The organism is Paenibacillus dendritiformis, assembly GCF_945605565.1.
Lineage (GTDB): Bacteria > Bacillota > Bacilli > Paenibacillales > Paenibacillaceae > Paenibacillus_B > Paenibacillus_B dendritiformis_A.
Genome location: NZ_OX216966.1, coordinates 11,947 through 38,080 on the forward strand (window position 1 = coordinate 11,947; position 26,134 = coordinate 38,080).

At 56.3% G+C, this 26,134-nt stretch carries 19 protein-coding genes and 1 pseudogene; 3 read left to right on the forward strand and 17 right to left on the reverse strand.

Annotated elements, in window-relative coordinates; translation table 11 throughout:
* Positions 1 to 166 precede the first annotated feature (166 nt).
* Together NNL35_RS00045 and NNL35_RS00050 are read right to left on the reverse strand one after the other, a co-directional pair.
* Positions 167 to 2,686 carry a U32 family peptidase gene (locus tag NNL35_RS00045; RefSeq protein WP_040729634.1) on the reverse strand — a complete coding sequence of 840 codons (2,520 nt, stop codon included), beginning with the start codon at positions 2,684 to 2,686 and terminating at the stop codon, positions 167 to 169.
* Positions 2,687 to 3,953: 1,267 nt separating this feature from the next.
* A complete protein-coding gene (locus NNL35_RS00050; protein WP_006674722.1) occupies positions 3,954 to 4,220 on the reverse strand; it encodes a hypothetical protein in 267 nt (88 codons plus the stop codon).
* Between the two features lie 268 nt (positions 4,221 to 4,488).
* Here NNL35_RS00050 and NNL35_RS00055 point away from each other — a divergent pair, with 268 nt between their 5' ends.
* A complete protein-coding gene (locus NNL35_RS00055; RefSeq protein WP_006674723.1) occupies positions 4,489 to 6,117 on the forward strand; it encodes a nitrite/sulfite reductase in 1,629 nt (542 codons plus the stop codon).
* Positions 6,118 to 6,339: 222 nt separating this feature from the next.
* Here NNL35_RS00055 and NNL35_RS30580 read toward each other — a convergent pair whose 3' ends face one another.
* The 14 genes and pseudogenes from NNL35_RS30580 to uvrB form a co-directional block, all read right to left on the reverse strand.
* A complete protein-coding gene (locus NNL35_RS30580) occupies positions 6,340 to 6,396 on the reverse strand; it encodes a putative holin-like toxin (RefSeq protein WP_220084700.1) in 57 nt (18 codons plus the stop codon).
* An 80-nt stretch (positions 6,397 to 6,476) separates the two neighbouring features.
* Positions 6,477 to 7,310 carry an HAD family hydrolase gene (locus NNL35_RS00060; RefSeq protein WP_254552815.1) on the reverse strand — a complete coding sequence of 278 codons (834 nt, stop codon included), beginning with the start codon at positions 7,308 to 7,310 and terminating at the stop codon, positions 6,477 to 6,479.
* Positions 7,311 to 7,415: 105 nt separating this feature from the next.
* Entirely contained in the window at positions 7,416 to 8,645 is a 1,230-nt protein-coding gene (bcmE, locus tag NNL35_RS00065; protein WP_254552817.1) for a thiamine pyridinylase, read from the reverse strand.
* 58 nt (positions 8,646 to 8,703) lie between these two features.
* Positions 8,704 to 9,945 carry an HAD-IIA family hydrolase gene (locus NNL35_RS00070; protein WP_006674727.1) on the reverse strand — a complete coding sequence of 414 codons (1,242 nt, stop codon included), beginning with the start codon at positions 9,943 to 9,945 and terminating at the stop codon, positions 8,704 to 8,706.
* 17 nt (positions 9,946 to 9,962) lie between these two features.
* The gene (locus NNL35_RS00075) at positions 9,963 to 10,724 is read right to left on the reverse strand and encodes a class I SAM-dependent methyltransferase (protein WP_006674728.1); all 762 of its coding nucleotides are present in this window, start codon (positions 10,722 to 10,724) and stop codon (positions 9,963 to 9,965) included.
* Positions 10,725 to 10,744: 20 nt separating this feature from the next.
* A complete protein-coding gene (locus NNL35_RS00080) occupies positions 10,745 to 11,752 on the reverse strand; it encodes a thymidylate synthase (protein WP_006674730.1) in 1,008 nt (335 codons plus the stop codon).
* A gap of 18 nt (positions 11,753 to 11,770) precedes the next feature.
* Entirely contained in the window at positions 11,771 to 12,238 is a 468-nt protein-coding gene (locus NNL35_RS00085) for a nucleoside 2-deoxyribosyltransferase (RefSeq protein WP_006674731.1), read from the reverse strand.
* Between the two features lie 99 nt (positions 12,239 to 12,337).
* Positions 12,338 to 12,991 carry a thiamine phosphate synthase gene (gene thiE, locus NNL35_RS00090; RefSeq protein WP_006674732.1) on the reverse strand — a complete coding sequence of 218 codons (654 nt, stop codon included), beginning with the start codon at positions 12,989 to 12,991 and terminating at the stop codon, positions 12,338 to 12,340.
* The gene (thiD, locus tag NNL35_RS00095; protein ID WP_006674733.1) at positions 12,988 to 13,800 is read right to left on the reverse strand and encodes a bifunctional hydroxymethylpyrimidine kinase/phosphomethylpyrimidine kinase; all 813 of its coding nucleotides are present in this window, start codon (positions 13,798 to 13,800) and stop codon (positions 12,988 to 12,990) included. Before thiD ends, thiE begins: the two co-directional genes overlap by 4 nt.
* The gene (gene thiM, locus NNL35_RS00100; protein WP_006674734.1) at positions 13,797 to 14,639 is read right to left on the reverse strand and encodes a hydroxyethylthiazole kinase; all 843 of its coding nucleotides are present in this window, start codon (positions 14,637 to 14,639) and stop codon (positions 13,797 to 13,799) included. Before thiM ends, thiD begins: the two co-directional genes overlap by 4 nt.
* 103 nt (positions 14,640 to 14,742) lie before the next feature.
* On the reverse strand, positions 14,743 to 14,973 hold the full coding sequence (locus tag NNL35_RS30795; RefSeq protein WP_476703979.1) for a hypothetical protein: 231 nt from the start codon (positions 14,971 to 14,973) through the stop codon (positions 14,743 to 14,745).
* Positions 14,974 to 15,919: 946 nt separating this feature from the next.
* A pseudogene (locus NNL35_RS00105) lies at positions 15,920 to 17,237 on the reverse strand (IS3 family transposase).
* Between the two features lie 189 nt (positions 17,238 to 17,426).
* Entirely contained in the window at positions 17,427 to 20,303 is a 2,877-nt protein-coding gene (uvrA, locus tag NNL35_RS00110; RefSeq protein WP_006674736.1) for an excinuclease ABC subunit UvrA, read from the reverse strand.
* Positions 20,304 to 20,355: 52 nt separating this feature from the next.
* On the reverse strand, positions 20,356 to 22,353 hold the full coding sequence (gene uvrB, locus NNL35_RS00115; protein WP_040729571.1) for an excinuclease ABC subunit UvrB: 1,998 nt from the start codon (positions 22,351 to 22,353) through the stop codon (positions 20,356 to 20,358).
* Positions 22,354 to 22,749: 396 nt separating this feature from the next.
* Between uvrB and NNL35_RS00120 the strand changes: the two genes are divergently transcribed.
* Both NNL35_RS00120 and NNL35_RS00125 read left to right on the forward strand, forming a co-directional pair.
* Positions 22,750 to 23,562: a flagellar motor protein gene (locus NNL35_RS00120; RefSeq protein ID WP_040729640.1), complete on the forward strand. Its 813-nt coding sequence runs from the start codon at positions 22,750 to 22,752 to the stop codon at positions 23,560 to 23,562.
* Positions 23,546 to 24,361 (forward strand): OmpA/MotB family protein, encoded by an 816-nt coding sequence (locus NNL35_RS00125; RefSeq protein ID WP_006674739.1) that lies wholly within the window; start codon positions 23,546 to 23,548, stop codon positions 24,359 to 24,361. Before NNL35_RS00120 ends, NNL35_RS00125 begins: the two co-directional genes overlap by 17 nt.
* A 242-nt stretch (positions 24,362 to 24,603) precedes the next feature.
* On the opposite strand, the gene NNL35_RS00130 is transcribed toward NNL35_RS00125, so the two are convergent.
* The gene (locus NNL35_RS00130) at positions 24,604 to 25,962 is read right to left on the reverse strand and encodes a PDZ domain-containing protein (RefSeq protein ID WP_420832870.1); all 1,359 of its coding nucleotides are present in this window, start codon (positions 25,960 to 25,962) and stop codon (positions 24,604 to 24,606) included.
* Between the last annotated feature and the right edge of the window lie 172 nt (positions 25,963 to 26,134).

Consider the following 26,134-nt stretch of genomic DNA (forward strand, 5'->3'; position numbering starts at 1 on the left):
AGACGTATTCCTCTCCTTCACCGTTCTCTTAAAATCATCGGTTTTCATTACTGATTATTATACAGGAAAGAGGGACTATTTGCCGGAATTCGGGGAAAATCCGACAAAACAAAAAACAGGAGCCTCCTTTTTATCAAAAGAAGGCCCTGTCCAAATACGAATTACCTCACTTCACCAACTGCCCGCGCGTCACGCCGAGCTGGTTCGTCGCCTTCAACGTGCGCCATACTTCGGTGCCGCTGATCTCGGCACGGAGAGCGCGTCCGTACAGGTCGATAACTTGATGAACCTGTTCTGGCGTTTCCTCCAGGAATTCGACGCGGTAGCTGCCTACTCCCAAGTCGAGGAAGTGGGTAATGTACTCGGCTCCGGACTGCTCAATGGCGTTGTAGACCGTATTGCGGCAGCCCTCATCCACCCGGACCGGGTGGGACATGCCGATGCGGTCGCGCAGGGAGACGCGGTGCTCCTCGCACGGACGGCCGCAGTTCGTGTAATCTGTTCCTTCGCTAAGGAAGGTACAGTAGACGCAGTGCTCGGTATGGAACATCGGCAAATGCTGATGAATAACGATCTCAAGCAAAGAGGTGTCGCTATGTCGAAGCATATCGACCATCTGCTGAATGTTCAGGTCATAGGACGGCGTGATGCAATCCAGACCCGAGGCGGCGAACAGTTCCACCGCCTTATGGTTGGCGACGTTCAATGAGAAGTCGCCAATGAGCTGCGGGAAGGCTTCGCCCCGCTCGGCGGCTTCGGCCTTCGCCTGCATGTAGAACTGCAGCGCGCCAGTATTGCGGACAAGCACCGCGTCCGGCTTCAGCTTCAGGATGTTGCGGTGGTAGCCATTTTCGCCGGGCATATGGATACGCGGCGTGACGAGCGCGATCGGCTTGCCGGCAGCGCGGCACGCCTCGATGGCGGCCGGGAACTGCTTGATGAACTCGAAGTCGGCGTAGATGAGTTCCGCCTCCGTGTTCACGGCCGCCTCCACTTGCGCGAGCGAACGGCACAGCGCCGTCAGCCGCGCGTGGCCCGGCTCCACCGCCGTGTGCTCCCGCACCGCACCGCCGTAGACGTCGACGTCGCGGTGCTCGTATACCGGCGGCTTCGGCCGCTCGCCCGCGAGCAGTTCCACCGCCCGGCGGCGGACCGCATTCAGCTCTCGCATCGGCACGATGATGTCGCCTTCCAGGGCGACGTCCAGCCGCTCGAGCTGATACACCGTTCCGCCAAGGCGGCCGAACTGCTCCTCCAGAAGCGCCTGATCCATCGGGCGCTTCTGGGCCGCTTCCAGCGCCAGCTCCGAATCCACCTGTACCGTCGTGCCCTTCGGCACGTCGGTCCACCAGGTGCGGAGCGGCTCGCCGGCGCGGCCTTCCACGCGCACATGCACGGGGAACACGCGATACGGCTTCTCCGTCTCGAACGTGGCCCGCATGCGCTTGTCCAGGGCCGGATCGCTCGTCTTCCAAATGCGGTCGCCAACCTTCACCCGCCGCAGGTCAACATCGTGGCGTCCCGGCACGATATCGACCTGCCAGCCTTCCTGCGCCTCGCCGTCCAGCTTGACGCCTTTGCGGCGCAGGTCGTACACGCGGCCGCCCTCCTCCTTCTTCGTCGGGTCGCCCGCGTCGAAGCCAATCCCGTCGCCGCGCTTCAGCGGCGCCTCCAGCTTGCACACGACCCCGTCGCGCAGCACCTGCTCGACGCGGCCGAGATAGACGCCGCGGCTCTTCGGGAACGTGCCGTCCACGAGCTGCTTGTTGTTCGTTCCCTTCAGGAAGCCGTGCGTGAAGCCGCGCGAGAAGCTCTGCTGCAGCTCGCGCACCTCTTCCTTCGTCGGTCCCGTCCAGCGGCCATCGAAATAATCATCAATCGCCTTCCGGTACTTGCTGACCACATTCGCCACATATTCCGGCTGCTTCATGCGGCCCTCGATTTTGAACGACGTCACGCCCGCTTCAATCAACTCCGGCACGAGATCCAGCGCCGCCAGATCCTTCGGCGACAGCAAATACGTCACATCGCCCATCGGCTGATGCTCCCCGTCGACCATCATGTCATACGGCAGGCGGCACGCCTGCGCGCATTCCCCGCGGTTCGCGGAGCGCCCGCCCCACATTTCCGAGGTAAGGCATTGTCCGGAATACGACACGCACAAAGCGCCGTGCACGAACACCTCCATCGGAAGCTGCGCCTCGGCCCCGATCTTCTGAATCTGCTTCAGATTGTTCTCGCGCCCAAGCACGACCCGCTCCAGTCCGTACGGCTTCGTGAACGAAGCTGCCTCCGGCGATGTAATCGTCATCTGCGTCGAGCCGTGAATCGGGAAATCCGGCGAAATCTCGCGAATCAGCTTCACCAGGCCCAGATCCTGCACGATGACCGCATCGACCCCGGCCGTGACGCACGCATCGATCAGCTCCTTCGCGTCCGCCAGCTCATTTTCAAATACAAGAATATTGAACGTCAAAAATCCCTTCACGCCATAGCTATGCAAAAACGCCATAATCTCCGGCAGCTCGTCCATCTGGAAATTGTTCGCGCGTGCCCGCGCATTGAACTTCTCCACGCCGAAAAAGATAGCGTCCGCCCCATTCGCCACCGCCGCCCGCATGCAATCCCAATCGCCCGCAGGCGCCAGCAGCTCAATATCTTCACGCCGCAGATTCCGGGGCGCCATGCCCGCTTCCTGCATCGCAGCCTTCACGACATCTACGGCTTGTCTATCGTTATGTTGCTTGATCGTCGTCATTACGTTGACCCCCAACTTGAATTCTTCAACTCTGCCTACTACTCAACAAGGCCAGACATCGAAGATGCCTTACATAGTATAGCGGTCTTTCGGCCAAAACTCCAGTAGCGGCGATATCTTCCTCCCCTGCGATTTGCACCATGTCTAGCAGCGATCCAAGCCCCTCTATCTGCCTTCTCCCGCTCCCTCTCCCATCGCTCAGACAAACGACGTGCCTCCCGCACAACAGCTCCTGGATTACATCCTGTTTCTATGTCTCCCGAACCATCTGTCCCTGCCTTCATATAAAATCAATAGAACACTCTTCTCCTGCCAAGCCGCAGCAATGAACAACCGATAGGGGGACTTTTCTTCCTGAGGGACGGGGAGTTTGGTTAAAAGAACTCGAATACCTATATCCATTCTGCCCTCCCTGTCCAGAAAATAGAGCAGCCAGCCTCTTCTACCACGTCTCAAAAACTACAGCTGCGTTCTATCTCGGCCTTAAACATTTAGCAGCAGGCTTTATATACATCCTCGTTCCCTGACCCGATGGGAGAATGGAGAAAAGAAGCACGCTGCACCTGTTCATCACCGTTGCCTGTATCGCAAAAGCGTTCATTCCCCACTGCCTCCCTGAACCGATGGGATATTGATGCTAAGAGCACAACACTCCCCCAAAAATCCCAACAGCCAGCAACTACAGAGCGCTACTTCTCAACCCTCCTCATCCCTTACAACTCCTTAGCCTGCGCCTATCCCGACTCCGTCTGCACTCCCGCTCTAGGCAACGCTCCTCCGCAGCATCGATGCCGGTACCCCACAACAACGCTACCCTGCGACAATCCCTGTCCCCACATACAAAAAGACGCCATGCCCCACGGCACAGCATCTTTGCTTCCTATTATTATGGTTTGGTGAACCGGAACGAGTCCAGGACCTTTTCGAACTATTCCACCATTTCTGGTGTGCGGGATACGTCGTACAGAACCGACAGGGCCAATACCCCGCAGCACAGCCCCTTCGCCCTGGCATGGTCTGCTTTCATTCTCTTCTCTTTATGGCAAAAAACTTCTTCCTCGCCACCTCACCGCCCAAACGGCGAAAAAAAAGGCCCTTTGATGATCTACATCAAAGAGCCTGTCTGTTCGCTGTTCGTATGTGTGCGGAGCTCGGAATCCCCATTGAAACCGCTTAACTATTATGTAGCTGTATGTTACCAACCAGAAATCATCTTCACGTCTGCAATCAAAAAGACAATCAAGCTGACTACAGCAAATCCAATCGCAAACTTATTGCGCGGACGCTGCTTAATTTGACGGAATACCGCCCAAATCAAGATTAATGTGAACACAATCATGAAGATGTCAAAAAATTGAAACAGACTCTCAGTCTGCTCTGCTCCTTCGGCCAGAAACATGGTGCGACCTCCCTCTACACGCGCATTTTGCCTATCTTCCCTTATGTTATATTTACCCAGCATGAGTTGCAATACTTCTCCTCTATATTTAACAAGATTGTCACGAATTTTTCAAGTTTTCTGGTCCGAATGCTATTTACAGATGAACCATGTCATAGCTAACATTCTCGCTCGCCAATTATAACCAATTCAAATGGGATTCATTAGAAAAAGTAATTCCTGTTTTTTGCTGTTTTTATTGTCGCTCCCCAGGAAATGTGGTACGATGTCACCAATTAATTCACACTATTTATATCGGAATTATTAAATTTATAGGGCGGGGGATAGCATAATGGCGTACGAACCGGTATGGATGAAGGACCCTTCGAAGTTGAACAAGTTTGAATTTATTAAGATGGAAAAGGACGGGCTGGACGTGATCCGCGACATCATTGAGACCTATGCCGAGCAGGGCTATGAGTCCATACCGGAGGATGACAAAAACCGGTTTAAATGGGCCGGCGTCTACGAGCAAAAGCCGAAGGACGGCCATTTCATGATGCGCATCCGCATCCCTTCCGGCATATTGCAGACGGCTCAAGCCCGGACCTTGGCGGAGATCGCCAGACTGTACGGACGCGGTCTGATCGATGTGACGACGCGCCAGGCCGTACAGTACCATTGGCTGCGCGTCGAGCATCTGCCGGACATTTTCAAGCGGCTGGAAGCCGTCGGCTTGTACTCCTATGAAGCTTGCGGCGACTGCCCGAGGACAATCGTCGGCAACCCGCTTGCAGGCATTGACCCGGATGAGCTGATGGACACGACCCAATTAGTTAATGAGGTGAATGATTTCTTCCTGCTGAACCGGGATTTCTCGAACCTGCCGCGCAAATACAAAATGTCCATTTCATCCAACATCTATAATAACGCGCATGCGGAAATTAACGACCTCGCCTTCACCCCGGCCGCGAAGCAGATCGATGGAGAGGAAGTCATCGGCTTCCACGCCTGGGTCGGCGGCGGATTGTCGGCGAAGCCGTATTTGACGCAGCAGCTCGACCTGTTCGTCCGCCCGGAAGAGGTGCTCAAGGTAGCCATCGGCGTCACGACGTTGTTCCGCGATTACGGGTTCCGCGAGAAGCGTCACCAAGCCCGCCTGAAATTCCTGATCGCGGCTTGGGGAATCGAAAAATTCCAAGCTCATCTGGAGGAATTGATCGGCAAGTTGCCTTCCCGGGGGGAAGACCGGATTGCCGGCTGGCAAGCCGCTTATTTCGATGGCGTCCACCCGCAGAAGCAGCCGGGGCTTCACTACATCGGCCTGAATGTCCCCGTCGGCCGGCTTGACGCCGATGAGTTCGAGGAGCTGGCGGACGCTGCGGAACGGTATGGCGACGGCACGCTACGCACGACGATGTCGCAGAACATCATCCTGACCGGCATTCCGGAGCAGTCGCTGGACACGGTGCTGGCGCTGCCGGTGCTCGAGCGCCTGACACCGTATCCGCGGCCGTTCATGAGCCGCACCGTCTCCTGCACGGGCAACGAGTTCTGCAACCTGGCCATCGTCGAGACGAAGGAACGGGCCCGTCGCGTAGCCCAATACCTGGACGATAATGTTGGCGATTTGAACGAAAAGGTGCGGATTCATTTCATCGGCTGCCCGAACTCCTGCGGCCAGAAGCATGTCGCCGACATCGGCCTGCAAGGCTCGCTCATCAAGACCGAGCAGGGCATGGTCGACGCCTTCGACATCGCCGTCGGCGGCATCCTCGGTCCGGGCGCCCGCTTCAACACGGCGCTCAAGGGCCGGGTCCGGGGCGACGACGTGCCTTACGTCCTGGAGCAGCTCCTCCGCTTCTACAAAGAGGAGCGGAACGGGCAGGAATCGTTCCACGCCTTCTTCCTCCGCGTCGGCGCGGAAGCCTTCCAGGCGAAGCTGACGGAGGTGCTCGCTTCCCCCGCACTCACGTCGTAACGGCCAAGCCCGGGAAAGGGCGGCAATTGTTGCAGTCCATCTTCCTATTTATTTTTATCTATGGTATTATTTTTATAGCGATATGTTTATTTGGAACAGCGCATGAATACACTAAAAAAGACCGCAGATGCTGGAACATCTACGGTCTTGCAATAGATTGCCTGTTAGGCAGTCGACCATGATTCAGAGAGTAGACCTCCAGGCCGACAAGCTCAGGGAGGTCTACTTCTTGTTAGAGAAGGACAGCAGCGCAATCACGAACAATCCGAATGCAATCATCTACATTACACAACAACAATCCCCCTCGTTCACCAATCTCGGAACGAGGGGGATATTTTTCTCAACACATCCCGATCCACCTACGATTGCAGCCCAATCTCATCATAGGCGCGAATCATCGCATCGGCGGCGGCCGGCGCATCGGTGAAGGCGCGCTCTTCATCAATGAAGATGTTCAGCGCCACGCCGGCGCTGCGTCCCATCTCCATGTCGCCGATCGAGTCGCCGATGACGGCGACTTCATCCGGCTTCAAGCCGATCTCGCGGCAGGCCAGCTCGACCATATCCGGGAATGGCTTGCCCCGCTCCACGCAATCGTCGCCGATGACCGCATCGAAATAATGGCGAATCCCCATCTTCTCCAGATGCTGCTCTGACGGTCCCTTGTCATCGGCCGTGACGACGGCCAACGTCAATCCCAACGCCTTGCAGCGGTCCAGAAATGCGACCGTACCGGTAATCGGCACGATATTGGCTTGCTCGAGCACCTGCTCGTTCGCGTTCTCGAAGACAGCGGTAACGCGCCGCAACGCTTCATTCCACGGCACCCCTGTCCGATGGAGCAAATACGTGGCGATGCCGATCATTTGCGACGGGGAGCCCATCGCGAGCGCTCCCTGGCGGTCATGCCTCCGAATCGAACCATCCTCTTCAATAATAACCCCTAATATATATCCAGGCTGCTCCGGCAGGGAGCCGCCCTCTTTTTTCAACTCCTGCTCCAGGTCGTGAAGCACCTTCTCAGCCCACCAACCCCACAAGCTCATAAATTGCAGCAGCGTGCCGTCCTTGTCGAACAGAATGCCACGGACCCGGGCGCTGCGCTCTCCCGCGCTCAACTGAACCATCTGCATCAACCTCTCCTCTGTATTGACAACTACATTCGTCGCCGGGCCCTTTTTTCCTCTTTTCACGGCTGCTTTTTCATGGCTTCATCAAGCTCCAGCTTCCTTCCCGCCCTCGCACAAACAACAATCCCCCTCTCCCGTACGCGCCGGATGGAGGGGGATATGGAAGCTTTAGCTCGCCAGGCTTGAGACGTCCGTCAAGCCGAGCGCTTCGGGCAGCACTTGCTTGGCATCCTTCAGCCACGTGCGCACTTCAGGCCCAAGCCGGAACACTCGATTCGACGGCTGGTTCACGATACGCGACAATTCGGAATAAATCGGATAATCTTGCATCAATGCCTCATATACCTGATGCCGGGCAGGCAACAGATACTGTGGATATTGGCCATCGGCCTGCGGGCGCAGAGCTTGCTCTACCGTATCCGCGGAAGCCATAATATTCGCCAGTTTTTGGGCTAGCTCCGGATAGACCGTCTTGGAGTTCACGCTCACGACATCGCTGTAGAACAGAGGGATGTCCTGCCCCGCCGATGAGGAAATCGTCTTGAACTGGACCTGATCAGCATACTCGCCCATGCGCATCATCGACTCGCTGTAGCCGATGAAGGCCCGTCCGCTGCCTTCCGCGAACCACGACGCTCTTACATAGGAGTCGCCATCCTCAGGAGCATACTGCGACGGCTTTTCCCCCGCCATATCGATCAGCAGCCGCAAGCCGCGAATAACCTTGTCATTCAGGGGATCCAGCGGCGGAAGAATATCATATTCCGTATACTGGCCGGTCACATCGATAAGCGCCTCCAAATACATGCTCGCCTTCGTCGTCCCGCCCGCCATATTAATTAACAAGCCCTTATTTTTCGGAGGCGGAATCTGCTCGGAGGGGTTGGTTCCTATTTTTTTGTACAGCTCATAGATATTGTTGACTTGCCCTAGCTTCAAATCGCCTTTCCGGTAAAACAGCAGGTTCGTGCATAAAATTTGCGGAAGGCCGTAGACCTTGCCGTTGCGCTTCGCTCCTTGCAGAGCAAAAGGGACCACATCCTCCGCCTGGTCGATATCCTGGCTGCCGAAGGGCAGGAGATACCCTGCATCGACAAAATGGCTTAGAAAAATCGAATCCAGCACGAACACATCCAAATCATCCGGCGGATCCTCGGAGTAGGAATCCCATTCCGTAAACTCCAGCTTGACGCCAGGCTCCTGGCGCTGCCACTGGTCAAGGACGGCCGCCTGGAAACGGGAAGGATCGGGCACATACGGATAGATCGCCACCTTCAGCGTAATATCCGAAGGCGCATCGGACTGGGCCGCCCCGGCTCCGGCCGGACCAACGACTACGAGCAGCAATGCCAGCACAATCATGAATTGCTTATAAATGAAGCCTTTTACCTTTGACATCTCCTAATCACCGCCTCTATTAAAATGGAACTTGCTTTGCTAACTTAATAGATTCGTTCTAACGGAAAATGCAAAGCGATTCCTCCGCCAAGGCATCCGCGATCCACCGGGGATGCATCGCGAGCATATGGTCCGGCAGCCGGTCCACCTCGAAATAGTTGACATCCAACGTCTCGTCCCCCGTTCTGACAAGCGTTCCTCCCACCGTTTCGCAGCGAAAGCATGCCGTCACGAAGTGGCTGACCGCTCCATTTGGATAGGTGAACACTTGCGACTCGGGATCGGAGTATAGGCCGACCAACCGCTTGACTTCCACCTGCAATCCGGTCTCTTCGCGGATTTCCCGCACGATCGCCTCCTCAACGCTCTCCCCCCGCTCCACATGACCCGACGGAACTCCCCAGCAACCGTTATCTGAACGCTTCATCAGGAGAACCCTGCCGCGTTCGTCCATGACGATGCCCGCCACTCCAGGCTTGATATCGTCCGGCCAAGGAAAAGCGGGCGGGACCCAACGCTCCAGACGCAGGTCTTCATCCCACAGGCTGCGCAAATCGGGAATAATCGCATCGGGCTTGCGGTAATCCCGGGCAGACGAATATCCGGAATACGGCCCGCTGGATATAAGAACCGCCGAGATGCCTATCCGGTGCGCGCCCACGATATCCGCATCTGGCGTATCCCCGAACATGACGGCCCGGGACCAGTCCTCCACCTGCTGCAGCGCCTGCCGGAACATATAAGGATAGGGCTTGCCTACGATATACGGCGTCTTGCCCGAAGCCATCTTGATAGCTTCCACGGCCGTCCCGACTGCCATCATGGGCCCATCAGGCCCCGGGAAGCTCCAATCGGCATTGGTGGCGAAGAACTGTGCGCCATTCGCAATGCGCGTCACTGCTTTTTGAATGTCCCGCAGCGTCAGATCGTCGCTCCAGCCGACCACGACGGCCTCGGCGTCGTTCACGTCCACAATGTCAAGGCCGGCCTCCCGGCACTCCCGCTCCAGATGCTCATCCCCGAGCACATATACAGAACCCACCTGCCGTTCCCGCAGGCAACGCGCTGTTGCCCAGCCCGAGGAGATGACTTCGTCCGTCCCGGCTTCAATTCCTAGACGGTTCAGCCTGGCTGCGGTCTGCTCCCGCGTCATACAGGGATTATTGGTCAGGAATCGGATCGTCTTGCCCCCGGAGCGCAAACGTTCCAGCGCTTCGACTGCACCGGGCAAAGCCTCCGGTCCGACATAGATGACGCCGTCCAAATCAAACAAAAACACGTCAAATGCATCGAATAACACGTCGTTCCTCCTTACATTCACGCCTCTTTGACTGCCCGGTAAATAAGGAAGGGCGGATAATCCCGCTCCATTTTCCATTGATCGAACCGGCTCTCCTGCTCAATTCTTCTTAACTCCTCCGGCGGAATATCGCGCAACGTGGGCTCTATACATTCGATATGCCCGAAGCCGGCATCTTCCAGTAGCTCGCGGTACATCTCCTTAGGCCAGTGGAAATCATGGAGAATCATATCCTCGCCGTTCGGAAGATGGAGCCATTCTTGCCGGGCTTCGCCATGCCCGTAGGCTTTCCCCGGAACCCCGTTGCGGAATGTCGAGAAATCAATCCCCGTCGAATCCGGATGCGTATCCAAAATGACATAAGAAGCGCCCGGAGCCAGCACCCGATGAATCTCACCGATAATGCGCGCGATTCTCTCTCGGCTGCTCGTATTGATGAAAACATAGCAGGTCATGGCCCCATCTACCGAGTTGTCTTCCAGGAACGTTAACCGATCCTGCTCGATGTGGCGGTAGTCTACCCGGGGGTGAGAGCGTTTCTGCATGGCGATATCGAGCATATTCCTCGATTCATCGACAGCGATCACTTGCACATCGGACGTTTCCGCCAAGCGGTAAGACACTTTCCCGGGACCGCAGCCATAATCCAGCACCCGTTTGCCCGCGGGAACGGTCTTCAATAGATCGAACACGAAGCGGAACCCCAATGTCTGCTCCAAAATGTCGTTATACGCTTCGAACTGCTTCGCCACGTCCTCTTCCTTCCAGGAAGTCTGCATCGTAATTCCCCCTATTTCTGCTATTGATGCTCAAAAAGCGGAGTCTTCGTCTGACGCGGCCATTTGTGATGCAGCAGCCGCTGATAGAGCGGACACAACGCATGGAGCACAGAAGCGTCCGCAGGCCTGCTGTAAGCGACAGACTGGTAGAAGCTGAACAGCAGCAGCACCTGCTGCCAGTACACAGGCAGATCCAGCGCTTCGATGTCCGGACCCGACAAGGTGACGCAATCTTCTCTCAATAGCGATTCATATTCCAGGACCGTCTCCAGATAAGGCCAAGGATTGCCGGAAGGCATGACCGGAAATTCATCCCTCTGCCCCTTTGTACCGGATGCGGCTTCGGCCAGCACCCTCTCCACCGCCTCGTCATCCGGCTGATAGATATGTACCGAGCCGACAACATGATAATAATCGCCTAGCTCCAGCCCCAATTCTCTCGCGAGCAGCTCCTGTATAAACGTGAACGAGAACACATCGCTGACCATCCCCCGGAACGCATCGTTCGCGCGCATGTAGGCGATCGCATACAGCTTTTGCTCCCGCACGAAAAATTGCAGCCCCAACGTGCAGGACACATCGATATTGGCGGAGCCGAGCTCCTCATTGGCGTCAAAAATTTGAATAAACGCCCGCTTGGAATCGGGATCATCCCGGCCCAGCAAATGCGCGATCCGCTGCCATTGATTCACTTGACCGGATCCAAAGCGGAATATTTTAGGCCCGTATGCTGTTCCGGCAAGCGTCTGGCCGTTCATCGAGTACTCTCTCATTTTTCGATTGTAGTAACCGATAAAGTCCAGATCGTCCCTGGCAGACAAGTACCACAGCGCCTCGGCAAAATTAAATACGATATTCGTGCGGCGGCTCGCCAAATAACAGATACGCTCTACGGGATTCGCAAGGGCGAATTGATAATTCAGCCGCTCGCGGCTCTGATGGCCACGCGGGGCATTGCGGAACTGCGGCTGGCTGCCGACGGTGTCCAGCGTAGCCAGATAAGCTTCGTGAAAACGGTCAAAGCGCACTTGCCTCTCCCCCTTCTATTATGGAATGGCGAACATCCGCTCCAATTCCGATAGATAGTCTTGTTCCTCCCGGTAATAGATGTACGTCACGTTGGCCACCTGGCCAAGCCCCCGAATGAGGAAGGCATACTCCTTCCCCTCCTCCAGCAGCAATACGATCGGCTTGCCAAAAGCGGAGGCCCAGCCAATCTCGATATGCGTCCCCGGAGAAGCCGGGCAGCCGGGAAAGGCGACGAACTGATCGCAGGCGCGAATTTCCTCGAAGTCGATCGCCGTGCATTGATCGGGTGTCATGAAGTCTTTCCCCCAGCCCTCACGTTTATGGGCATTGTGAACATCATAATTTCTCGCTTCAAAAAAAGAGATGAGTTGAACCAGCTTGCGTTGTTCATTCTCCTGCATGCAGCCTGTTTTCGCGTCCACCAAGCTCTTGAATGGCCCTGCCAAAAACAGCTTCTTCGTACCCGTTTCGTTCACGACACTCATCTTGGATTCCACCTTCCTTAAAATTGAACGAGTCAATACTCTCCCGTTATGACCCTCCACTAAGCTTGCCCCGACTCGGTGGCTCGCTCGCCCCTGGTCCTATCCCGGCCCCAACCGGCGGAAGCTGGCCGCTGCCGCCCGAATATCGTCCGAGCCCGTCAGCGCCGAGATGACAGCGATGCCATCCGCCCCCGCTTCCAGAACCGCCCCGGCGTTCGCGAGCGTAATCCCGCCGATGCCCACAAGCGGCACATTGATGCCCGCCGCCCGGATGTCTACGATGATAGAGGGCCCCTGCGCTTCCAGCGCATCCTCCTTCGATTGGGTCGGGTAAATGGGGCCGATGCCCAAATAATCCGCTCCCTGCTCTATTGCCAGCCGCGCCTCCTCGACCGTGTGCGCCGATACGCCGAGCATGAGGTCGCCAATGCGGGACCGCACGCGGTCGGCCCGCTCATCCTGCTGCCCGATATGGATGCCGTCGGCGCCAAGCTCCAGGGCGAGCTCCAGATCGTCGTTCACGATGAACGGAACGCCGTGCCGCTTGCACACCGCTTGCAGCTCGGCCCCCAGCCGCCTCTTGTCGTCGCCAGTCAATGCCCCTGTCCCCTTCTCGCGGTATTGCAGGACCGACACGCCGCCAGCCAACGCTTCTTCAGCCACCTGAACTGGATCCATTCGGCAGTTCACGCTGCCCATGACCAGGTAAAGCCGCAGATGAGCCCGAATCTCTTCCGGCCGGAGTCTGCTCATGAGCGCACCGCCATTCTGCGGCCGTAAGCCCAGTGGTTGGTCGGCCCATGGCCTTGGCCGATGCCGAGCGTCTCTTCCAGCGCCGCCTGGATGAACGCGCGGGCGGTGCCGACGGCATCGGCGACGGACGATCCTTTGGCCAGCTCCGCCGCCATGGCTGCGGAGAAGGTGCACCCGGTTCCATGCGTATGGCGGGTATGAACCCGCTTCCCGTGCAGCTCCGTGAATTGCACGCCGTCATAGAGCAGGTCCGTCACAAGGTCTTCCCCCTCGCTGTGACCGCCTTTGATGACGACGTATGCAGGGCCGCAATCGCTGAGCCGCTTGGCAGCCTCGCGCCGGTCCTCCATCGTCTGGATCGGAATCCCGGTCAGTACCTCGGCCTCGGGGATATTGGGGGTCACGACGAGAGCATGCGGCAGCAGGTGCTCCTTCAACGCTTCGACCGCCTCTTTTTGCAGCAGCTCCGATCCGCCCTTGGCGATCATCACCGGATCAACCACGACGGCCTTCCAGCCGAAACGCACGATGCGGTCAGCCACCGCCATAATAATCTCCCTGTTGAACAGCATGCCTGTCTTGACGGCATCCGGGGGGAGATCGGATCCGATCGCATCCATTTGTCCGATGACAGCCTCGGTCGGAATCGAATGTACCCCGGATACGCCCAACGTATTCTGGATCGTGATGGCCGCAATCGCCGACATCCCGAATACGCCGAGTTCCTGGAACGTCTTGATGTCGGCCTGAATCCCGGCTCCCCCGCCGCTGTCCGAACCGGCAATCGTCAGTGCCTTGTATATGGTCATCGCGCTTCACCTTCCTTTGCTAAAGCGGGCTCGAACGGCTTCACTTCCGTATGTGTTTTCAGCGAATCCCGGTTCAAGCAGGACAGCTCGTCCAGGAATGCAATCTGGAAGCTTCCCGGTCCGTTTGCTTCCGTCCGCGCCGCCGCTTCGTACGCAGCCGCGGCGTAGAAGGCAAGCCCCGCAGCTCCCGCCAGCAGCACATCCCGCTCCACGGCGGCAAATGACCCCAGCACCGACGTCAGCAGGCAGCCCGCGCCCGTGACCTGTGCCAGCAGAGGATGCCCGCCCTTCACGATATAGCCGGCTTGTCCGTCGGTAATGACATCCTCCGGCCCCGTAATGGCAACGACCGTATGCAGGCTGCGGGCAGCGCGAACCGCCAGCTCCACTCGCTCGTCCTCTGCCGAGTCCCCCGCATCCACCCCTTTGATGACGCGCTGTTCGCCAATCAGATTCGCCAATTCCGAAGCGTTGCCGCGGACAAGAGACACTTGCACCTCCCGCAGCACGCGCAGCGCAGACGCCGTCCGGTAACGCGTCGCGCCTGCTCCAACCGGATCGAGCAGCACGGGTACTCCATGGCGATTAGCAGCCTGTCCGGCGACGATCATCGACTCGACGGTATCCTCGGAGAGAGTGCCCAGATTCAGCACCAACGCCCCGGCGATGGCCGCCATATCGGCCACTTCTTCGCGCGCATACGCCATGACAGGCGACGCCCCCAACGCGAGCAAGCCGTTCGCCGTAAAATTCGTCACCACCACATTCGTCATATTATGAACGAGCGGTCGAGCTTGCCGCAGCTTATCAATCAGCGCGGACACTTGATGTACGATCATGATCCATCCAACCTTTCTCACGAGCGGGAGCTTGGCGAAGGCCGATAGAATCGAGTCTTTACATAGATTGCTAGACTGTTAGGACAAAACCATTGCAGGAAGGTCACAAAGAACGGAACATATCGAGCACGAACATTCTTCTCGCTTCACGAGAACGAGCATTCTGCTCGATAGACATGAGGTAATATGAAGCAGTATCAAAAAGAAGACGTAAAGAATCATAGTTAGCTAGACATTTGATAACAAATAACATTTGCGAAAAAACATGCATGGCCAATCCAATACATGTTCCCTCATGTTCGCTTCCTACGCTGGCATTATCCAACAGGTTCAATCGGTCAACAACAGACTAGTTGTACTCTCAGCTTGCTTCAGCAGGCTCCCGCTAGTTATTTTGTTAATTTTGTACAATACTTATTTCCACTTCCATATTATAGGTTGAAAATGTAAAATGCAACGACAGAATTGTGAAGGAGTAAAAACCGCCCTCCTGACTTCCTCCAGAAATGAAAATCGACTTCCCTATTATTGTCCTTACGCCCACTCTCCCATTGGGTCAGGTGACTCGGATTCTTATTTTTTACTATCCCGTCGCGTCAGATGCCCCAGGCTCTTATTTTCACTATCCCCCCTGTCAGGTAGACCCGGACTCTTGATTTCACTATCCCATCGAGTCAGGTAGCCACGGTCTCTTATTTTCATTATCCCATCGCGTCAGGTAGCCACGGTCTCTTATTTTCATTATCCCATTGTGTCAGGGACCTCGATATTCTTCCATTCACTAATAGGAAAATAATCACCGGTTAGAACTCCTCGGCCCCATCAGCTTCTCCTTCCATCACAAGGCCAAGATAACGATTTGCTTTACATCAAAAAGAGCATGGTGTATTTGAGAATAAGTCGTGATGAACCAGATTTCTGACCATAAGGGAGATTACTGATGAAGGGTTAGATCGACTAACAAGATAGAGCGGGTACCTGACGCAAAGGGAGACTATCCATAAGGCCTCAACATATAACCATTTACCTGAGGCTTGGGGAGATTGTCCGTAAGGCTTGCCACATACTGCTACCTACCTGAGGCGTGGGGAGTTTGCACATAAGGCTTTCAACATACTGGAACCTACCTGAGGCGTGGGGAGTCTGCACGTAAGGCTTTCAACATATAGCCGGCAAGTAGTGTAATAACCGCTTTTGAACTTAATAAACACGGACTTCACCGCAAAAAAGCACAGCCCCATCCTAAACTGTCCCCCATGTAAAGGACATTTTAAAAAAGTCTAGGCAGATTGAAGAAGATGATCTCTGTATTGAACAGGGGTCATCTTTTTTAAATTCCATTGATACCTGTAGTGGTTGTAATAAGTCATATAGTCCTTGATCTCCCGTTTTAACTCGTCCAAAGTCAAACAAGGTTTAATGGAGGCCTGATCTTTAAAATGTCCAAAAAAGGACTCCTGAGGGGCGTTATCCCAGCAGTTTCCCCGCCTGGACATGGATTGTTTCAATTTCATTTTCTTAACCATTTTTTGAAATTCTGGATTTGTATAATGAGATCCCTGGTCAGAATGAATGAAGGCACCATCTGCTTTCTTAAACCTTCGGTTTTTCTTAAGCTTCAGGAGGGTATCTGTCGCAAGATCCATCGTGATTCGGTCTGACACATGATATGCCAAGATTTCATTGGTTGAACTGTCCTTGATAGTTGATAAATAGGCTTTCTTGCCTGATCCGTAAAATAAATAGGTGATGTCCGTCAGATCTTCTGCTTAAACTCCCGGTTCAGCAGGTTAGGAACGATCCTGTGCTCTTGAGTAGCCTTCATCATCCGTCTATAGGGATTGGCGTTCCTGAAAGGGCACACAATACCGTATTTCTTCATAATCCTCCTAATCCGTTTCAAATTATAGATAACCTTAAACTGCCCCTCCAATGTCATCTTGATGGAACGGGCCCCTTTCTTGCGTCTTTTGAAATGGAAAGCTTTTAAGATCGTTTCTCTTAGCTGTTCATCCCGCTGTTCCTTCTGGCTTCTCTTTTGCTTCGCTTCGGAAGACCAGTACCTGTAGTATCCGCTTCTGGAAACCTCGGACACTTTACATAAATAGTTGACCATACGGTGGAGTTGATATTTCTCGATGATGGTACGGATAAAGACATATTTTTGGGTAGGTGGCAGTGCTATTCTTTGTTCTGCCCCCTTTCCGCGAAGCGAATCTTTTTTAAAAGTTCGTTCTCCGCTCTTAGCAAGGCATTCTGAGCCTCCAGCCTGGCATATTTCTCTTCCAGCGACAGCTCCCGTTTAAGGGGTCTTCCTAATGATCTACTTCTCGTATCCTGTAAACCTAAAACTCCGTTCTCCTGGTAACTCGCACGCCATCTCTTTCCCGAAGATCTGACTCTTTGGATCCCAATGATGGTTACGTCAAAACCGCATTCTTCAAATATTTCTCTCGGCAGTTTGCCCTTGTTATTCTCTGAGATGAACAATTGCTTAAACGCATCCGTATACGTGATTGCCTTTGAAGAAACGGACTTCACATAAGGATTGTTAGATAACAGCTTGATTTCTTCATCTGTAAATAATTTCTTGCTCATTATATTTCCTCATTCCCATTTTTCTGCTATAAACAAAAGTACCCTATCGAGAGACTTTTTTAAAGTGTCTACTCGATAGGGTACAGTTTATCCAGGGCTGTGCCTCTTCTATATATTCGCAAGTTGGACCCCTACTTATAGATGGATCGTGAAAGCAGCATGCCGCGCATGAGTAGGCACCCGTGGCGCTTATGCCTCCTGCGCCACGCTGCAGGCCGTCTCCAGCTGCGCGGTCCGCTCCCGGTCCCGTTCCAGAATCGGCTTCAAGTAACGGCCCGTGTAGGAACCTGCCACCTTCACGACCTGCTCCGGCGTGCCGGTCGCCACAATCGTGCCGCCGCCGCTGCCGCCTTCCGGGCCGAGGTCGACCAAGTAATCGGCTGTCTTGATCACGTCGAGGTTATGCTCGATTACGAGCACCGTCTCGCCGGAATCCACCAGGCGATGCAACACCTGCAGCAGACGGTCGATATCCGCGACATGCAGACCGGTCGTCGGCTCATCGAGAATGTAAAATGTCTTGCCTGTGCTGCGGCGATGCAGCTCCGCCGCGAGCTTCACCCGCTGTGCTTCGCCACCGGACAGCGTTGTCGCCGGCTGGCCAAGCTTCATGTAGCCGAGCCCGACATCGAGCAGCGTCTGGATTTTGCGATGAATGCGCGGCACGTTCTGGAAGAACTCCGCCGCATCCTCGATCGTCAGCTCCAGCACATCAGCGATGCTCTTGCCTTTATATTTCACTTCCAGCGTCTCCCGGTTGTATCGTTTGCCTTTGCACACCTCGCAAGGAACGTATACATCCGGCAGGAAGTGCATCTCAATCTTGATAATTCCGTCGCCCCGGCATGCCTCGCAGCGGCCGCCCTTGACGTTGAAGCTGAAGCGGCCCTTCTTATAGCCGCGAATCTTCGCTTCATTCGTCGTCGAGAACAGATCGCGGATATCGTCGAACACGCCAGTATACGTCGCCGGGTTGGAGCGCGGCGTCCGCCCGATCGGCGACTGGTCGATATCGACGACCTTGTCGATATGATCGAGACCGCGGATCTCCTTGTACTGGCCCGGACGCACCTTCGCCCGGTTCAGATCTCTAGCCAAGGTCTTATACAGAATTTCGTTCACCAGCGTCGATTTACCGGAGCCGGATACGCCGGTCACCGCCGTGAACACGCCAAGCGGGAACTTCACGTTCACGCTGCGCAGATTGTTCTCCTTGGCGCCGACGATTTCGAGCCATCTGCCGTCTGGCGCGCGGCGCTTCGCAGGTACCGGAATGAACTTGCGCCCGCTCAAATATTGGCCGGTAAGCGAATGCTTGTCCTTCATGATCTCTTCCGGCGTCCCTTCGGCAATAACCTGCCCGCCGTGAATGCCGGCGCCCGGACCGATATCGATAATATGGTCCGCCGCAAGCATCGTGTCCTCGTCATGCTCGACGACGATAAGCGTGTTGCCAAGATCGCGCATATGCTCCAGCGTCTGAATCAAGCGATCGTTGTCGCGTTGATGCAGCCCGATGCTCGGCTCGTCCAAAATATACAGCACGCCCATCAAGCTGGAGCCGATCTGGGTCGCGAGCCGTATGCGCTGCGCTTCGCCGCCGGACAGCGTTCCCGCCGCGCGGCTCAGCGTCAAGTAATCCAGCCCGACGTTCACCAGGAAGCCAAGCCGGGCATTGATCTCTTTCAGAATGAGATGGGCGATCAGCTGCTCCTTCTCCGTCAGTTCCAGACCCGAGAAGAAGCGCTGCGCCTCCCCGATAGAGAGCGCCGTGACATACGCCATATTTTGATCATTGATAGTCACGGCGAGACTTTCCTTCCGCAACCGATGCCCTTTGCAGGTACCGCATGGCTTGGCGCTCATGAAACCTTCAATATGTTCGCGGATGCCTTCCGATGCCGTCTCGCGGTAACGCCGTTCCAGGTTATGAATAATCCCTTCGAACGCCACCTGCGCTTCCTTCTTGTGACCGAAGTCGTTCTCGTAGCGGAAGCGCACCTTCTCTCCCCCCGTGCCGTGCAGCAGCTTCGTCATCTGCTCCGGCTCCAACTGCGACACGGGCACGTCTGTCGGTATGCTGTAATGCTCGCATACCGCCTGCAGGAACTGCGGGTAGTAGTTCGACGTGCTGCCTGCCCATGCCTCGAACGCGCCGTCTTCGATCGTCTTCTGTGAATCCGGAACCAGCAGCTCGGGGTCAACGATCATCTTGACCCCGAGTCCGTCGCAATCCGGGCAGGCGCCGAACGGACTGTTGAAGGAGAACATCCGCGGCGACAGCTCATCAATGCTGAAGCCGCACTCTGGACAAGCCAGATTCGAGCTGAAGACCAGCTCTTCTTCGCCGATGATATCGACAATAATCCGCCCGCCCGACATATGGAGAGCCGTCTCGATCGAGTCAGCTAGCCGGGTCTGCACATCGTCCTTCACGACAATCCGGTCGACGACCACTTCAATATTATGCTTCCGGTTCTTCTCCAGCTCGATCGTCTCCGACACGTCACGAATCTCGCCGTCTACGCGAACCCGCACGAAGCCCTGCTTCTGAATGTCGGCGAAAACGCCCTTATGCTCGCCCTTGCGCCCGGAGATGACCGGCGCCAGAATCTGCAGCCGGGTCCGCTCCGGATACGCCATAATGCGGTCCACCATCTGCTCAACCGTCTGCGACGTAATCTCGAGGCCGTGCACCGGGCAGTGGGGCCGCCCAATCCGCGCGTACAACAGCCGCAAATAGTCGTAAATCTCCGTTACCGTTCCGACGGTGGAACGCGGGTTGCGGCTCGTCGTCTTCTGGTCGATGGAGATGGCGGGCGACAGGCCGTCAATCGAATCTACGTCCGGCTTCTCCATCTGCCCGAGGAACTGGCGCGCATAGGCGGAGAGCGACTCCACATAGCGGCGCTGGCCTTCGGCATAAATCGTATCGAACGCCAACGAGGATTTGCCCGAGCCGCTCAATCCGGTGAGCACGACGAACTTGTCGCGCGGAATCGTTACATCAATATTTTTCAGGTTGTGGGCCCTCGCCCCTTTGATCACGATATGTTCACTCGCCAATGTTTTAACCTCCCGCTTCGGGTCCACTCGAACCTCGTCAAGCCTCTGAATTCTAATCCATCGCCCGCAATTCCATCAAGGCGTCGCGCAGTTCAGCCGCACGCTCGAACTGCAGGTTCTTGGCCGCATCCTTCATTTCCTTCTCCAGCCGCTGAATGACCGACTGGCGATCCTTCTTCGACATCTTATCCACTGACGCGCTGACATCGTAGCCCGTCTTCGATTCCGCCGTCTTCGTCGCCTCGATGACTTCGCGGATTTTCTTGCGAATCGTCTGCGGCGTAATGCCGTGCTTCTCGTTATACGCCATCTGAATGGTCCGGCGGCGCTCCGTCTCCTTTATCGCCTTATCCATGGATTCGGTCATCTTGTCCGCGTACATGATGACGTGGCCCTCGGCATTCCGGGCCGCCCGCCCGATCGTCTGAATGAGCGATCGCTCGGCGCGCAGGAATCCTTCCTTATCCGCATCCAATATGGCAACAAGCGACACTTCCGGCAGATCGAGCCCTTCTCTTAGCAGGTTAATCCCGATTAGCACATCATATACCCCAAGACGCAAATCGCGAAGCAGCATCATCCGCTCCAGCGTCTTGACGTCCGAGTGAAGATAGCGGACCTTGATTCCGATTTCCTTCAAATAATCGGTCAGATCCTCGGCCATCTTCTTCGTCAAGGTGGTGACCAGCACCCGTTCGTCCTTCTTCAGGCGCAGGCGAATCTCTTCAAGGAGATCGTCGATCTGCCCCTTCGTCGGCCGCACCTCGACGACCGGATCAAGCAAGCCGGTCGGCCGGATAATCTGCTGGATCATCGTCGGGCAATGCTCCAGCTCATAAGGACCCGGCGTCGCCGAGACATAGATGGCCTGCGGCACCTTCGATTCGAATTCCTCGAAGCGAAGCGGCCGGTTGTCCAAGGCCGAAGGCAGCCGGAACCCGTGCTCCACGAGCACTTCCTTCCGCGCCCGGTCCCCGTTGTACATGCCCCGAATCTGCGGCAGCGTCACGTGCGACTCATCGACGACGACGAGGAAATCATCCGGGAAGTAGTCCATCAGCGTATACGGCGTCGCCCCGGGCTCCCGGAACGTCAACGGTCCGGAATAGTTCTCGATGCCGGAGCAGAAGCCCATCTCCTGCATCATCTCGATGTCGTACCGGGTGCGCTGCTCGAGCCGCTGCGCTTCCAGCAGCTTGCCCTGGCTCCGCAGCTCCTCGAGCCGCTCCTCCAGCTCGCGCTCGATATTTTTCAATGCGATCTTCATCGTCTCCTCCGCCGTAACGAAGTGAGATGCCGGGAAGATCGCGATATGATCGCGCTCGCCGATAATCTCGCCTGTGAGCACGTCAATCTCGGTGATACGCTCGATCTCATCCCCGAACAGCTCAACGCGGACGGCATGCTCGCTCTTCGAGGCCGGGAAGATCTCAATGACATCGCCGCGCACCCGGAACGTGCCCCGGATGAAGTTCAGATCGTTGCGCTGATACTGAATATCGACCAGCTTGGCCAGAATCGCATTGCGCGGCTTCTCCATCCCCGTCCGCAAGGACAGGACCAGATTCCCGTATTCCATCGGAGATCCCAAGCCATAGATGCATGACACGCTGGCGACGATAATAACGTCTCGCCGCTCGAACAACGAGCTCGTCGCCGAGTGGCGCAGCTTGTCGATCTCCTCGTTGATGCTCGAATCCTTCTCAATATACGTATCGGAAGACGGAATGTACGCTTCCGGCTGATAGTAATCGTAATAGCTGACGAAGTAGGATACAGCGTTGTTCGGGAAAAATTCCTGGAATTCGCTGCACAACTGGGCCGCCAACGTCTTGTTGTGGGCAATGACCAGCGTCGGTTTGTTCAGCTTGGCGATCGTCTGGGCAATCGTGAATGTCTTCCCCGTGCCCGTCGCTCCAAGCAATGTCTGATGGCGCTTGCCTTCATGCACGCCTTCGACCAGCTTGTCGATCGCTCCCGGCTGATCCCCCTGTGGCGCAAATTCCGATACCAGCTCAAACGGCTTCGTCAACACTTCCCATTCCGCCATAGCTTCACCGCACTTTCTTCCAAATAATAATCAATTGGGCGCCGGGATAAGCCTTTCAGACCGGACCCGTTCCTGCTCAGGCCCAAATCCAGCCCTTCTGTAGGTCTCCCGACTCAAATAACGGGCCAAAATCCGCGTAAATTGCCGCTCCCTAAACTTTACCCGATAATGACCCGATAAAAGGATCAGACAAGCATGAGGAAAGAAGCGGCGTTCCGCCCATGAACGGCCTTCTCGCCCCCGCGAACTTCTATACGTGAAAGAGTACACAACTCACTTACGTCGTCATTCGGCTGTCATATACAGCCATAAATAAGAATGTTTGTTCCCTTTCGATTATACTCTTTTCACGGTATGGATGCAAATGGGAAATGTTAAATGGGAGAGGATTACAAGATGGATAAAACGACAGTCATCGGGATTATCGCAGGATTAGCCGCGCTCATCGGCGGTTTCTTGTGGGAAGGCGGAAATATTGGCGGCCTATGGGAAAAAACGGCGGCGCTCATCGTTATCGGCGGTACCATCGCCGCAGTCGTCGTCAGCTTCCCGGGCAAGCGGCTCCGCAGCATTCCCCAGGCGCTGAAGATGGCCTTCGCGCACCGCGCGCCGCAGCCGGAGAAGCTCATTGACGATATCGTGGCCCTGAGCACGGTAGCCCGCCGCGAAGGAATGCTGTCCCTGGAAGACACAGTGCAGCGGCACGAGAATGAATATTTGCGAAGCGGCATGATGATGGTCATCGACGGCACGGAACCGGAGCTGGTGAAGCAGATGCTTGAGCTCGAGATGGACGCGATAGCCGAGAAGCACGAAGGCTATGCCAAAATATTCGAAGCCGCCGGCGGCTTCGCCCCGACGATGGGGATCCTCGGTACGGTCATGGGACTGATTCACGTCCTCGGCAGCCTGAACGATCCTTCCATGCTCGGACCTTCGATTGCCGTCGCCTTCACGGCAACCCTGTATGGCGTAGCAACCGCCAACGTCATCTATCTGCCTATCGCGAGCAAGATTAAAGAGCGGAGCGCGGACGACATACGCATCATGGAGATGATGGAGTACGGCATTCTCGCCGTTCAGGCGGGAGAGAACCCGCAGATTGTCCGCAAAAAGCTGAGCTCCTTCCTGCTGGCCGAGGATGCGTTCGAGTCGCTCAAGGCGGATCCGTTGATGAAGCGGGGGATGATCCATGAGACGCAGAAGTAGACAACGGGCCCAGGAGACCACCAATCATGAACGTTGGCTTATCACCTATGCCGATTTGATTACGTTGCTGCTCATTTTCTTCGTTATTATGTACGCCATGAGCCAGGTAGACGCCGTCAAGTACCAGTCGCTGTCCGAGACGCTCCAGCAATCGTTCAAGAGCGGCAACACCCCGATGGACCAAGGCGCGGGGCTCCTGGACGGAGCCTATACGAAGCCCAGCCAGAACGGAGCGATGAAGACCGCCGAGGACGGGGGCTCCGGGGAAGTCAAGGAAGAGAAGCCGGTCGCCATCGGCGTGCTGACCGACAAGGACTTGGCGTTCCGCAAGCAGGAAGAACAGCTGAAGAACTTCATGGGAGTCATTCAGCAGTACATCAACGAGAACGATCTGGGCGGTCAGATTGAAGTGACGGATATCCCCAAAGGGATCTCGATTCGGCTCAGCGACCGGCTGCTGTTCGATTTGAGCCGCGCCGAGCTGAAGGACAAAGCCTTGCCGACTCTCGACAAGCTGGCTACCCTGCTGCCGCAGCTGGACACGATGGTCAGCATCGAAGGGCATACGGACAATCTGCCGTTCGCTTCCGGCGGACGCTACAAGGACAATTGGGAGTTGTCCGCAGCCCGGGCCCTGTCCGTCCTCCGCTTCTTCGTCGATGACAAGAAGCTGGACGCCGACCAGTTCCAGATCGCGGGCTATGGCGAGACGCGGCCGGTTGTGGATAATGACACGGAAGAGCACCGCCAACAGAACCGGCGGGTGGAGATTATCGTGCTGCGCAGCATGGTGCAGTAGACTATCCCCATTACCCACCGTTTATACACATCCTGGAGGGGAGTTATCCCCTCCTTTTTTAATTTACCAACAAGTTATCCACATAAAAAGGCCGTCAACGGCGATGCTTATCCCGAATATCCACGGGATATCCACAGACATGATACCCATCTGTGTACAACGAAAGACATCGATGGAAAACGGCAAAAAAAGCTCCCGCCTGAGCACAACAGGAGGGAGCTTCTCGCTTCTCTTCTATTCCATTATGTCGCGGAACTATCGGCCGGCTTCGTCTCCGGGGCGTCCGCCGCACCCAAGCCCGGCTGCTCTGCTTCCGCCGCCGGTTCCGGACGGCCCAACATCGTCTTCAGCTTCGTCCAGGGCATCCTCAGCAGCGCGAACAGCGACGGCTGCCGCGTCACGGCGACGAAGGCGACGCGGTCGTCCGGCGCGAGCAGCACGCCGAGCTGGTGATGCTCGCCGGCATAGAGCGCGCGCTGCAGGAAGCGCACCTCGCCGTCCCGGTTGTACACCTCCAGCTTGCAGAACGCCGCATTGGCGCGCAGCGCCTGATGCAGCTGCTCCTTCGTGCGCACCGGGACGCCGTTCGCCTTCGCGATGACCTCGCCAATCCGAATGCCGAGCGCTTCCGCCGGACTGCCCGGCAGCACCGCCAGCACACGCAGCCCGAGCGGATCATGCGTGAAGACCGGGCTGCGCTCGTTCTCCTCGCGGCGGCTGAACCAGATGAGCGCTTCATGCAGCCCAAGCGCTGCGATCGCCGCCAGCGGGACCAGCGGCCGCCACCAGGAAGCCGCCAGCCCGAGCGCGAGCAGAATCGCCGCATAGGCGAACAGGCGCGAGGCGCTTACCGCGGCCTTCTCCTGCGGCAGACGGGTGAACGTCAGCTCGGAGAAGCCGATGACGACCGGGAACGCGATCAGCGTCCAGCCCTGCTCCCATCCCGTGCCGAGGAGCGGCGTCCATGGAAGCGGCGTTCCCGTCGTCACCGACGGAAAGAGCAGCAGCAGTGGAATCGGCCACAGGCTCTGCATCTGGTAGGCGCCGACAATCCGGCCCCGCTTGCTCTCCATGAACAACGGGCCGGCCATGCGTGCGGCCTGCTTGCGGATAAGCCAGGCTTCCGCCGCGTGCAGCAGCGCCACCAGGATGAGCAGCCCGGCCGCATCCATCTCCCGGATGGCGGCCACGAACGGCGCGAGGAAGCCTTCCGGCGCCCAGGCCAGGGCGAACGCGTTCAGCGCGAACTGCGCCAGCGCGAGCACGCCCCCCGAGTATGCAAGACATAAGAACCGGACGCGGAATAATAAGAGCAGCAGCGCAACCGCCCAGAGCGCTAGTATCACTTCCGCCGTGAAGGAGATGCCCAGGCCGATCGCCGCGGCCGAGACGGCGAGACCCGCCAGCAGCCCGCCCAGCCAGGCATGCCACGTATGCTCGATCCAGCTGTGCATCTTCACCGCGAACAGCCTTCGCTCGAGCAGCATCTGCCTGCGATAGATGAGTGCAATAAATAGAATGGATACCCAATAAAAAGGCGACAGCAGCCACTGAAGCAGCGCTTCCGCCAAATGAACGCCAATTTCCGTAAGGAGGTCCACTTCATTCGCCCCTTTCAGATATGCGACTTGCCATGTCACAAGCAGAGACGCTGTTCCTCTCCAAGCGAGGACAACGCTGCTGCGGGGAATCGAAGCCACGTATAGATACAATCTCATACTTTCCCGTATAGCTGAAAAAAGGAAGGCCGGCAAGTTCAAGCTTGCGACCTTC